Genomic DNA, 12,301 nt, shown 5'->3' on the forward strand with positions numbered 1-12,301 from the left:
ATGGTAATGCAAATACTTCTCAATAGCATTTTTCGTTGAGGATCGACGCCGCGACGTACAGGCGCATATTCCATTTTCGGCATTGCGGAGAAAAGGAGTGACTACACGACGCATTGGTAGAACAACAGCTGTTTGTAACAATATGCGTTCACAACGATATACAAGCTCTCCTTGATAACAACCGTGCTTTGCGCCGGTTTTCTCTCCGCCTTTATCCAACGCGTTGCTGATTGTCCGTTACATCTGGCGGTATCCGTAGCGGCATTAGAACATCTGTTCAGACGATAGACTCATTGATTACAGGGCAAAAATTTTGATGAAATTACCACAACCACGCCATTATCTGGCGACACTTATTGGCGTCAGCTGTGGGATGAACGCGTTTCTGACAGTTGCGCAAACGACAGACGCCGCATCTGACGAGCCTGCCGCCCAGGTTCAGCATCAGGCAGAAACTGAGACGATCTCAGGCGATACGCTGGTGGTGACCGCTGCGGAACAGACCCGTCAAGCGCCAGGGGTGTCGGTGATTACCGCGGAAGATATCAGTAAACGTCCACCGGCCAACGATCTATCTGAACTGATTCGCACCATGCCGGGGGTTAACCTGTCGGGTAATTCAAACAGTGGTTCGCGTGGAAATAACCGTCAGATAGACCTGCGTGGTATGGGGCCGGAAAATACCCTGATTCTGGTGGATGGCAAACCGGTTTCCAGCCGTAACGCTGTGCGTTATGGCTGGCGCGGCGAGCGCGATACCCGTGGCGACACCAACTGGGTGCCGGCAGACATGGTGGAAAAGATCGAAGTGCTGCGTGGTCCGGCGGCGGCACGCTACGGCAATGGCGCTGCGGGCGGGGTGGTGAACATCATTACCAAACAGCCAACGCAGGAACTGCACGGTAGCTGGAATACCTATATGAACATGCCGGAACATAAAGCGGAAGGGGCCACCAAACGCACCGATTTCAGTCTAATGGGCGGATTGACGGATAGTCTGAGTTTCCGTCTTTTCGGTAATATTAATAAAACGCAGGCCGATGCCTGGGATATTAACGACGGGCATCAGTTGAATCCCCGCGTAACGACCATTCCCGCAGGGCGGGAGGGGGTGCGTAACAAGGATATCAATGGCTTGTTGCGCTGGGATATCAGTAAACAGCAATCGCTGGAGTTTGAAGCCGGATTCAGCCGTCAGGGTAATATCTATGCCGGCGACACGGAAAATAACAACAGTAGCGCCGCCTCGCTGGATAAATACGGTCAGGAAACCAATCGTATGTATCGGCAGAATTTTGCCGTTACCCATCGCGGTTACTGGGACAGCGGAGTAAGTTCAACCTCTTATCTGCAATATGAGCGCACCCATAATACTCGCATTTTCGAACAGTTGGCGGGAGGGCCAGCGGGCAGGCCGGAGGGAAATGATTTCACCACTATCAAGCTGGATGCATTTACCGGTCACAGTGAGGTGAATATTCCATTTGAGGCGTGGATTAATCAGACCGCGACCGTCGGTATTGAGTGGGTTGAACAAGAATTAAACGATCCTGCGTCGAATACGCAAGCACAGCAAGGCGGTACGATAGAAGGCTATCCTACCGGTACGCGTGGCAAGAATATATCCGCCCGAATTGCCTCGGTTTTTGCTGAAGACAATATTGAAGTGACGGATAGCACCATGCTGACGCCCGCTTTACGTTTCGATCACCACAGTCTTGTCGGTAACAACTGGAGCCCGTCGCTGAACTTATCTCAACAGTTGGGCGAGGATTTTACGCTGAAAATGGGGATCGCCCGCGCGTATAAAGCCCCGAACCTGTATCAGATGAACCCTAACTATCTGTTATATAGCAATGGCAATGGGTGTTACGGCGGTTCAGCCTGTTACCTGATGGGGAATGAGGATTTGAAGGCGGAAACCAGTATTAATAAAGAAGTCGGCTTAGAGTTTAATCGCGCGGGTTATCAGGCCGGCGTGACCTATTTCCGCAACGACTATCGCAATAAAATCGAATCAGGCCGAACCATACTTGGCAGCGCGGTCGGTGGGCGCAATGCCAATATCTTTAAGTGGGAAAATGTCCCCAAAGCATTAGTGGAGGGACTGGAGGGCACATTAAATATTCCGGTATCCGAGACAGTGAGTTGGAACAATAATATGACCTGGATGTTGCGTTCAGAAAATAAAACCACTGGCGATCGACTGTCGATTACACCAGAGTTTACGTTCAATTCATCGGTAAGCTGGCAGGCGACAGAAGATCTCTCCTTCCTGGCGGATATGACCTGGTATGGTCGCCAGAAGCCGAAAAAATATGACTACCATGGTCAGCCGACCAGCGGTTATGATCGCCATGAAGTCAGCCCTTACGCGGTTTTCGGTCTGAGCGGCACTTATGATGTCAACAAGTACGCCAGTATCACGGCGGGCGTGGATAACCTGTTCGATAAACGCCAGTTCAGGGCCGGCAACACGCAAAGCCTCAATAACAATGGCGCAGGCGCTGGCGCCGCCACCTACAATGAACCGGGCAGAACCTTCTTCGTCAGCCTCAATACCCGCTTCTAAGCCTTGATGATCAGCCCATGCCGTGTTGTCGGCATGGGCTGGAAAAGACGTTTACTCAAGGGGAATGACAGAGAAGATTCAGAGCATCAGGATGTCGCTTCAAGCATCGCCAACTGCGGCGCCCGCTGCGTGAAAGCGTTGTGGTCTTCCTGTCGCTCCTCCTGATCCAGTTGGAAGATGGCCGCCGCCTGGGTAAGCTGACGCGCCTGCTCTTCCAACGATGCCGCCGCCGCCGCGGATTGCTCCACCAATGCGGCGTTCTGCTGCGTGACGCTGTCCATCTCCGTCACCGCCTGACTGACCTGACTGATCCCCTGCGCCTGTTCGTCGGAAGCCGAGGCAATCTCGCCCATCAGGTCGTTTACCTGCCGGATAGAGGTAATCACGCCGTCCATCACTTCGCCGGTTCTCACCACTTGTCTGGAGCCAGCGTCAACGCGTTCAACGGATTCAGCAATCAGCCCTTCGATTTCTTTCGCTGCCTGAGCGCTTTTTTGCGCCAGATTACGCACTTCGCCCGCGACGACCGCGAAGCCACGCCCTTGCTCGCCGGCGCGCGCCGCTTCTACGGCGGCGTTCAACGCCAGTATATTGGTCTGAAAGGCAATACTGTTGATCATGCCGGTGATTTCGGTGATTTTGTGCGAACTGGTGGCGATGCTTTGCATAATGACGCCAAGTTCCCGCTCCATTTCCCAGCCTTGTCTGGCGACTGTGGCGGCATTCTCCGCCAGTCTTGTGGCCTGATGAACGTTATCGGCATTATGTTTCACCGTGATGCCTAACTGTTCCATGCTGGCGGCGGTCTGCTGCAATGCCGAAGCCTGCTGCTCCGTGCGGGAAGAAAGGTCGTTGTTGCCCGCGCTGATCTCAGCCGTTCCTTGATAAATGGAATGGGCGCTGTCGCGGATCGTGGCAACCGTTGTTTTCAGACTTTCCTGCATTTCTTGCAGATAGGGGATCAACTGACCTGCATCGTTGCGGCCAAAATTTTCCAGCGCGCGATCAAGCCGTCCTTCCGCCAGCGTGCGGAAATGCGCTTTAATCGACGTCAGGGGCTTGACCACAAAGTTTGACAGATAACGGTCGGTCAATAGCAGGATGAGGGCGCCCGCGATCATGGCGGCAACCAGGATCTTTTTACACCAGTCGACCAGCGCATAGATCTGTTGCAGCGTATGGTTATCCGCGGACAAGGTCTGATAACGGTTCAACTCGGTGATAAATGATTCATTCAATGACTGAAAATCATCACGGAATAAACGACGGTACTCGGCAAAGCGTTTTTCTTGCAGGGTAGCCAGCATGGGCTGTAATCCCTGTTCGACCAGCTTGCTCCAGGAAGCTATCACACTATTTACGATCTGTTGATCAATCTGCGGATGCGTTTGTTGTTTGAATTTTTCCAGGTTGGTCTGGCTGCTTTTTAGTGCATCGACGGCTGAGGAAACCGTGACGTCAATGTCGTCCAACTTGCCGCTTTGCATCAGCGTCATCGCCTGATTAAGACGGATGGCGGCGCGCAACGCCTGATTATTGCCATCGGTCAGGGTATTTAATGCTTCTACCTGTGTATTACCGACGGTGAGGAAATGTGTCGCCTGATTAAGTGAGGATAAGGTGAACCATGAGACGCCCCCCCATAACAGCAGAAAAAGACTGAGAATAATTAACAATACTTTCCTGATAGTGATATTGCGCAAAAAATACATAGCGACTCCCGGTGTCAATATTATTTTAGCTATTAACAGCCTATCGGCAGTCGGAGCGATTATTTGCATACTGATTTATTATGAGCGTGGTCATGATATGCGCAGCGCAATACCCGATTCGCCAAAGCCAGAAAGTTGTGGAAAGATGGGGGCCTAACAATGTTATTCTGCTTCGCGTCGGCGGCGATCTGTCGTGATTGTGAAGCGGTTAAACCCATTTAATGTTGCCATTATGTGAACGAATTAACAATTGATTCAAATCCTGATATGCTGACGAGGCTGAACCGGGCACTCTATTACCTTACATCCACACGCTTACACCAGGCATGGACATCAAGAGCGGGAACAAGAGCGCCGGGCATAACGAAGACAATGAGAGCGAGGAGAAAGTCGTGCTAGAAGAATATCGTAAGCACGTAGCCGACCGGGCTGCACAGGGGATTGTTCCCAAGCCGTTGGATGCCGCACAGATGGCAGCGTTGGTTGAGTCATTAAAGCACCCACCCGCAGGCGAAGAAGACGTTTTGATGGATCTGTTGACCAATCGCGTTCCCCCTGGCGTCGATGAAGCCGCGTATGTGAAGGCGGGTTTTCTGGCCGCCATTGCAAAAGGCGAGGCCGCTTCTCCCCTGATAACGCCTGAGAAAGCCGTTGAATTGCTCGGCACCATGCAGGGTGGTTACAACATCCATCCATTGATTGAAGCGCTGGATAATGACGCGCTGGCGCCGATTGCCGCCAAAGCCCTGTCCCATACTTTGCTGATGTTCGACAATTTTTATGATGTGGAAGAGAAAGCCAAAGCGGGTAATGCTTATGCCAGACAGGTTATCCAATCCTGGGCGGATGCCGAGTGGTTCCTGTCCCGCCCTGAACTGGCGGAAAAGATTACCGTAACCGTGTTTAAAGTGACCGGCGAAACCAACACCGATGACCTGTCGCCCGCGCCGGATGCCTGGTCGCGCCCTGATATTCCGTTGCATGCGCTGGCGATGCTGAAAAATGCCCGCGAAGGCATTGAACCCGATCAGCCGGGCGTGGTCGGTCCAATCAAACAAATTGAAGAACTGAACAAAAAAGGCTTCCCGCTGGCTTACGTTGGGGATGTGGTCGGCACCGGATCTTCACGTAAATCCGCCACCAACTCCGTACTGTGGTTTATGGGGGATGATATTCCTCATGTACCTAACAAACGCGGCGGCGGCGTGGTGCTAGGCGGTAAAATTGCTCCAATCTTCTTTAATACCATGGAAGATGCCGGTGCGTTGCCGATCGAAGTGGATGTCAACGATCTGAATATGGGTGATGTAATTGATATCTACCCATATCGGGGCGAAGTTTGCCGTCATGACACCAACGAAGTGCTGGCAAAATTTGAACTGAAAACCGACGTATTGCTTGATGAAGTGCGCGCGGGCGGTCGTATCCCGTTGATCATTGGCCGTGGACTGACCTCCAAAGCCCGCGACGCTTTGGGGCTGCCGTCCAGTGACCTATTCCGCGTTTCCAAAGCGGTGGCGGCCAGCAGCAAAGGCTTCTCGCTGGCGCAGAAAATGGTGGGCCGCGCCTGTGGCGTCGCCGGTATTCGCCCTAACGAATACTGTGAGCCGAAGATGACCTCCGTGGGATCGCAGGATACCACCGGGCCGATGACGCGTGATGAACTGAAGGATCTGGCTTGTTTGGGGTTCTCCGCTGATCTGGTTATGCAATCTTTCTGTCATACGGCGGCGTATCCGAAGCCGGTGGACGTGACCACGCACCATACCTTGCCTGATTTTATTATGAACCGTGGCGGGGTTTCCCTGCGTCCGGGCGATGGCGTTATCCACTCCTGGCTGAATCGTATGCTGCTGCCGGATACCGTGGGGACGGGGGGCGATTCCCACACCCGTTTCCCGATCGGTATTTCTTTCCCGGCGGGCTCCGGGCTGGTGGCATTTGCCGCCGCCACCGGCGTGATGCCGCTGGATATGCCGGAATCGGTTCTGGTGCGTTTCAAAGGCAAAATGCAGCCGGGGATCACACTACGCGACCTGGTTCATGCCATTCCGCTCTACGCCATCAGGCAAGGTTTGCTGACTGTTGAGAAAAAGGGTAAGAAAAATATTTTCTCCGGTCGGATCCTGGAGATTGAAGGTTTGCCGGATCTGAAGGTGGAGCAGGCATTTGAATTGACGGATGCCTCGGCGGAACGTTCCGCCGCGGGTTGTACCATCAAGCTGGATAAAGCGCCGATTATCGAGTATCTGAATTCCAATATCGTGCTGTTGAAATGGATGATTTCGGAAGGTTACGGCGATCGGCGCACGCTGGAGCGTCGTATTCAGGGAATGCAAAAATGGCTGGCGGATCCGCAACTGCTGGAAGCGGATGCCGATGCGGAATATGCCGCCGTTATCGACATCGATCTGGCTGAAATTAAAGAACCGATCCTGTGTGCGCCGAACGATCCTGACGATGCCCGCTGGCTGTCTGACGTACAGGGCGAGAAGATCGATGAAGTCTTTATCGGTTCCTGTATGACCAACATCGGTCACTTCCGTGCGGCCGGTAAGTTGCTGGATAGCCACAAAGGTCAGTTGCCGACGCGTCTGTGGGTTGCGCCGCCGACTAAAATGGACGCGGCTCAACTGACGGAAGAGGGATACTACAGCGTGTTCGGCAAGAGCGGCGCGCGGATTGAAATCCCAGGCTGTTCACTGTGCATGGGCAACCAGGCGCGTGTGGCCGATGGCGCGACGGTGGTTTCAACCTCCACGCGTAATTTCCCGAACCGTCTGGGAACGGGGGCCAATGTTTACCTGGCCTCTGCTGAACTGGCTGCCGTGGCGTCGCTGTTGGGGCGTTTGCCGAGCGCGGATGAATACCAGACCTATATGGCTCAGGTCGATAAAACCGCGCAAGACACTTACCGTTATCTGAATTTTGATCGTCTGGGTCAATATACGGAAAAAGCGGATGGCGTGATCTTCCAGACAACCGTCTAAATCGTTATAGTTCGCTGTTTCGGGGAGGCCATTGGGCCTCCCTTTTTTTGAGCCAAGTTTGCGAACTGTCACTGTGACAATGCGACATGACCATTACACTACAAACAGACATATCATTGAGGGCGGCATCATGGACTATGAATTCTTGCGGGACGTTACCGGGCAGGTGATGGTACGAATGTCGATGGGGCATGAAGCCGTGGGCCACTGGTTAAATGAAGAAGTAAAAGGCCGGCTGGATGTATTGGATGAGGTGGAAGCCGCTGCCCGTTCGGTGGCGGGAAGCGAGCGTCAGTGGCGGAAAGTCGGACATGAATACACGTTGCTGCTGGACGATGAAGAAGTGATGATTCAGGCGAATCAGCTTGAATTTACGGTAGATGAAATGGAAGAAGGCATGAGTTACTACGATGAAGAAAGCCTGTCTCTGTGCGGCCTGGAGGATTTCCTGCGGTTGGTGGCGAAATATCGTGAGTTTGTCCAGCAACGCTGAATCAGCGCCTAACGGTTCAGCGCGTAAGGCGTGAGGGTAGTCGTTAAGGCGTTGAAAGAGACGCCGGTACTGGCGGGCAATACGCCGTTCACTGGCTTGGATGCCTGGTTCTCACCACCTTTCTTTTTCCTGTTGCATGCCTTCCTCAAATCCCATTCGTTTCAGTTGCTGTGTGATGGCGTCCATGCGTTTCCCCCGGTTATCTGTCAGTGGCGCGGCGCTGTTGCATACTCTTTCCTTCCCTGATTGTGCACGAGCATGGTAATGCATCAGCGTGTGAACGACAGGTGCGAAGGAAAAATTTGCGAAGCGGTACGAAAAGAAAAAAGAGAATCAATAAATGGTTGCCAGAAAACATAAGGGGTGGCGTAGTATGACCGGACATGAAAGGTATGATACCCGGTAGATTTCAGGATGCAGGAAGGTTGATGAACACCGCTCAGATTGCCGTGATGCCGCGCGTATTGGTTGTGGATGATCAGCGTAAGATCCGCGATCCTCTCGCTGTTTACTTGCGCCGTCAGGCGTTTGATGTCCGCACGGCCGAGAATGCGGCGGGGATGTGGCTGATGTTGAAAAACCAGCCGTTTGATATCGTTATTCTGGATGTCATGTTGCCCGATGGCGATGGCATGACGCTGTGCCATCAGCTTCATCGGCGCACCAAAACCCCGGTCATTCTGCTGACCGCGCGTGGCGACGCGGATGATCGCATTCGGGGGCTGGATCTGGGGGCCGATGATTATGTGGTTAAGCCGTTCGAACCCAGGGAACTGGTCGCCCGTATCCATAGCGTTCTGCGCCGAAGCGGACGGCAGCACGTTGATCCTTCGTGTGCCGATATGCGCAATGAGCGGGTGACTTACCGTTTTTCCGGTCTGCATTTCGTACCGGCAATCGGGATGCTCAGCGACGACGAGGGCGCCGCCGTGCAATTGAGCACCATGGAAGGGCGTTTGCTGAGCGCCTTTCTGCAACACCCGCATTGTGTGTTAAGCCGGGATCGGTTGATCGATCTGTGTGTTCGCAAGGGCGATGTGTTCGATAGGGCGATCGATCGGCAAGTCAGCCGCCTGCGCAGCAAGCTTTCTCATTTCCTGCGCGATCAGGAATTATTGATTACGGTCTGGGGCAGCGGCTATCTTCTGGCTGCCGATGTGAGCGTCCAGTCGGCATGAAGTGGATCGCTCAATGTTTTCCCAGACGGATGGCCAACCAGTTGGCATTATTGTTGGTGCTGGCGCTGGTGGTGTCTAACGTTATTGCCATCGCCTGCATTCAATTGACGGGCGCGTTGCTCCACCCTGTATCGCGTACGCTGGCGCTTGAGCGTTTGACGATTGCCTATCAAGCGGCGGAAAGCCTGTCAGGGACGGACGCCGGGCAACTTCTTGGCTCCATGAATGCCAGCGATACCCGCTTCTGGATCGCCGCCCAACCTGATGTCAGCCCGTTCGATATGAAATCCGAGGAGCGTCGATTGGTCGCGGATTTGGCTTCTCGTCCCCCGATAGCGCAGGATGCATCCATTGTGATGCAGCTTGAACGTACCGATGGCGGACTGGCGCGCGGACATTTGTTCAGCATCGCCCGCTGGGAGCCGCTGCGACTTCGTACCAGCATCCGGTTACCGGACGGACGATATCTCAATGGTGTGCAACACCCGATTCAGGCCTATGAATGGAGTCGCCTGTTGTCGTATTCGCTGCCGGTGACCAGCGTACCGGTTTTGCTGATAGTGGTGTTCTTTATGCGGCGCGTGGTACACCCGGTTAAGACGCTGGCCAATGCTACGGATCGCGTCAGCCGGGGAGAGTGGATAGCGTCGTTGCCGCTGTCCGGGCCGCAGGAAGCACGTGAACTGACGCAGGCATTCAATGTGATGCAAGAGCGCATCGCCCGTCATATTGAGAGTAGAACCCGTATGTTAGCCGCCGTCAGTCATGATCTGAATACGCCCATTACCGAACTGCGGTTGCAGGTGGAACTGCTGGAGGACGGAGCCGCCCGCGACGATATGTTGGAAAGCCTGGCGGAGTTGAGCGCGATGGTGAATGAAACCCTTAACTTCGTGCGCGGCGACGCCATGCAGGAGCCAACGAGCAGCCTGTCGATTAGCGCGATGCTTGACGATTTAGCGAGACGCTATCGTAATTTGGGACACCAGGTGAACTGGGGAGGCGCTGAACCGATGACGGTCCGCTGCCGGCCATTGGCGCTCAAGCGCGCATTGGGTAATTTGATCGACAATGCGATAGTGTATGGCGGGGATGCCGCCCTCAGTCTGTGGCGCGAAGGGGATAATAATATTCGCATTGAGATACTTGATCACGGTAAAGGTATTGAGCCAGCCTTTCTGGAACAAGCGTTCGAGCCTTTTGTTCAACTGGCGCAACACCGCGGGCGCGAGGACGGTGAAATTGGCGCGGGGGTCGGACTGGGGCTATCTATTGCCCGCGCCTGTATTCATGCTCACGGCGGCGAACTGATTCTGGAGAATCGTCCGCCCGCTGGATTGTGTGCGGTGGTGTGGCTACCGATGGATTAGAACGTGATGTTGGTGCCGAACCAGAAAGTACGACCGTAATTGACCGTGCCGTAGGTTTCATCATCCAGACGCTTGTCGTTCAGATTGTAGACCGCGCCGTTAAGCGCCACTGCACGGGTCAACTGGTAAGACACGCCGATATCCGCTGTGGTGTAACCGGGAGACGGTTCCGCGCTGATCGTATTGCCGAATTCTTTGCCGTAATAGTTGGCGGCAGCCCACAGTTGCGCTTTCTCGGTCACATTCCACTCGGTGCGTAGGTTGGCTTTTTGCTTTGGCGTCAGCGCCAGCGGCGCGCCCGCATTGGGACCGCTTTTCTGCTCTGAGTCGGTATAAGTAAAGTTGCCTTTCAGGGACAGGGTGGGCGTAATCTGCCAGCCGCCGTTCAGTTCCACACCTCTGATAATTGCTTTATCGATATTGATTCGTTCCATGATGATGAAATTGTTCCAGCGTTCATCGGTGGTGCGCGTGGAAAGTTTGTCCCTGAAGTCGTTATAGAACACGGTCGCCCCGACGGATAAGTTGTCGCGGTTTGACCAGAGCGCGGATAGCTCGTAGTTGGTGCTGGTTTCCGGCTTCAGGTCGGAATTGCCGAACATGACGAATCTATTACGACGCAGCACCGCGTAATCATCGATCACAGCACGCAGTTCTGGCGCTTTAAAGCCGCGGGCGACGCCGCCTTTGAGGGTCCATTCGTCATTCAGATGCCAGACGCCGTAGAGACGGGGATTGAAATGGTTGCCGTATTGTTCATGATTATCCAGACGCAGACCGGTGGTCAGGGCAAAGCTGTCAGTGAGCCGCCATTCGTCTTCCACAAACAGCGCCTTTTGAATGACCTGGAATTTGTAGTTTCTCTGATCGCCCACCCCCTGGTTCCAGTCATGCAGAGTACTTTGATTCCATTGCACCCCGGCGGATACGATATGATAGTCGGTCGGCGCGACCAGTTTGGCATCAAATACCGTGTTCTTGATTTCAGGTTTGCGCCCCAGAACATCGGCTTGGCTGGCAGTGGCGACACCTTCGCGGCTGGTTTTTTCCTGCGACAATGACACATTTGAAGTGGCCCAACGCCAGCGTCCTTCATGCGATACCGACCAGTGATCGCGATTGTTCTTTTGTTCGCGGGTGGCCCAGTTGGGACTGGTGCCTTCGCCGTTTTTCAGACGCGTGGCGCCAGCTTCCAGTAAAATGTCGTGATTTTCCGTTGGAGTAAAGGCCAGTCGTCCAGTCAAATCCCGATGGTCGGCTTTGGTGAAGCCATTGGTCGTTTGTACGTCATCATCAGCCTGACGATCCAGATAGCGTCCCCACAGTTGCAGGCCCACAAAGTCTTCAACGACAGGGCCGTTGAGATAAAATTGCGTCTGGCTGGCGTTGCCCTGATCGCTGTGCTGGCGCGCCGAATAGTCATAAGAGACGGAACCGCCCCATGCGCGGGACACTTTCCGCGTGATGATATTAATCACGCCGCCGATGGCGTCCGAACCATACAGCGACGACATCGGGCCGCGGATCACTTCGATACGTTCAATGGCGGCGGCGGGCGGAACAAAACTTTGCTCATACCCTGAATTGCCATTGACGCGGGAATCGCGTCCGCTCTGTCGCTTACCGTCCACCATCAGTAACGTGTAGTCGCCCGGCATGCCGCGAATGGAGATATCCGTTTCGTTGGCGCCGCCATTAACCACCACGCCTTCCACGTTACGAACCGCATCCCCCAGATTTTGTATAGAACGTTTACGCAATTCTTCACCTTTAATCACGGTGATGGAGGCTGGGGCGTCTTCCTGATTTTGCTCGAACCCGGAAGCCGTTACCACCAGCGTATCGCCAGCCTGATCGTCTGCGTAAGCGGAGAAACTGAAAGGGAGCGCCAGCGCCAATTTGATGATGACGGCCAGCGGGCGCTTGTGAAAACGGGATTGCATGATAGGTATCTCTCTTGGAATTCATTAAATACGAATCATATTC

General features: G+C 54.0%; 8 protein-coding genes. 6 read left to right on the plus strand and 2 right to left on the minus strand.

Annotation, left to right across the window (positions count from 1 at the left end; genetic code table 11):
* The first annotated feature begins 316 nt into the window (after positions 1–316).
* A complete protein-coding gene (locus NC856_RS06220) occupies positions 317–2,572 on the plus strand; it encodes a TonB-dependent siderophore receptor (RefSeq protein WP_264089563.1) in 2,256 nt (751 codons plus the stop codon).
* An 86-nt stretch (positions 2,573–2,658) separates the two neighbouring features.
* On the opposite strand, the gene NC856_RS06225 is transcribed toward NC856_RS06220, so the two are convergent.
* Positions 2,659–4,284 (minus strand): methyl-accepting chemotaxis protein, encoded by a 1,626-nt coding sequence (locus NC856_RS06225; protein ID WP_264089564.1) that lies wholly within the window; start codon positions 4,282–4,284, stop codon positions 2,659–2,661.
* A 392-nt stretch (positions 4,285–4,676) separates the two neighbouring features.
* Here NC856_RS06225 and acnB point away from each other — a divergent pair, with 392 nt between their 5' ends.
* The 5 genes from acnB to NC856_RS06250 all read left to right on the plus strand — a co-directional run bounded on the left by acnB (position 4,677) and on the right by NC856_RS06250 (position 10,315).
* A complete protein-coding gene (gene acnB / locus NC856_RS06230) occupies positions 4,677–7,274 on the plus strand; it encodes a bifunctional aconitate hydratase 2/2-methylisocitrate dehydratase (RefSeq protein WP_264089565.1) in 2,598 nt (865 codons plus the stop codon).
* Positions 7,275–7,404: 130 nt separating this feature from the next.
* Positions 7,405–7,767, plus strand: a complete 363-nt coding sequence (yacL, locus tag NC856_RS06235) for a protein YacL (RefSeq protein WP_264089566.1) — start codon at positions 7,405–7,407, stop codon at positions 7,765–7,767.
* 30 nt (positions 7,768–7,797) lie between these two features.
* Positions 7,798–8,013 carry a hypothetical protein gene (locus NC856_RS06240; protein WP_264089567.1) on the plus strand — a complete coding sequence of 72 codons (216 nt, stop codon included), beginning with the start codon at positions 7,798–7,800 and terminating at the stop codon, positions 8,011–8,013.
* A gap of 182 nt (positions 8,014–8,195) precedes the next feature.
* Positions 8,196–8,945 (plus strand): response regulator transcription factor, encoded by a 750-nt coding sequence (locus NC856_RS06245; RefSeq protein WP_264089568.1) that lies wholly within the window; start codon positions 8,196–8,198, stop codon positions 8,943–8,945.
* Positions 8,942–10,315, plus strand: coding sequence for an ATP-binding protein (locus tag NC856_RS06250; protein WP_264089569.1), 1,374 nt, complete (start codon positions 8,942–8,944; stop codon positions 10,313–10,315). The genes NC856_RS06245 and NC856_RS06250 overlap by 4 nt, the downstream gene beginning before the upstream one ends.
* Here the strand turns inward: NC856_RS06250 and NC856_RS06255 are convergent.
* Positions 10,312–12,258: a TonB-dependent receptor domain-containing protein gene (locus NC856_RS06255; RefSeq protein WP_264089570.1), complete on the minus strand. Its 1,947-nt coding sequence runs from the start codon at positions 12,256–12,258 to the stop codon at positions 10,312–10,314. The two genes, NC856_RS06250 and NC856_RS06255, sit on opposite strands and share 4 nt — an antisense overlap.
* Positions 12,259–12,301 lie beyond the last annotated feature (43 nt).

Source organism: Brenneria izbisi, assembly GCF_025840185.1.
In the GTDB taxonomy this organism is placed as follows: domain Bacteria; phylum Pseudomonadota; class Gammaproteobacteria; order Enterobacterales; family Enterobacteriaceae; genus Brenneria; species Brenneria izbisi.

Bases quoted from the DNA above. Each gene is read 5' to 3' on its own strand.
- NC856_RS06220 (WP_264089563.1), top strand. From the start codon at position 317: ATGAAATTACCACAACCACGCCATTATCTGGCGACACTTATTGGCGTC.
- NC856_RS06225 (WP_264089564.1), bottom strand. From the start codon at position 4,284: ATGTATTTTTTGCGCAATATCACTATCAGGAAAGTATTGTTAATTATT.
- yacL (WP_264089566.1), top strand. From the start codon at position 7,405: ATGGACTATGAATTCTTGCGGGACGTTACCGGGCAGGTGATGGTACGA.
- NC856_RS06245 (WP_264089568.1), top strand. From the start codon at position 8,196: ATGAACACCGCTCAGATTGCCGTGATGCCGCGCGTATTGGTTGTGGAT.
- NC856_RS06250 (WP_264089569.1), top strand. From the start codon at position 8,942: ATGAAGTGGATCGCTCAATGTTTTCCCAGACGGATGGCCAACCAGTTG.
- NC856_RS06255 (WP_264089570.1), bottom strand. From the start codon at position 12,258: ATGCAATCCCGTTTTCACAAGCGCCCGCTGGCCGTCATCATCAAATTG.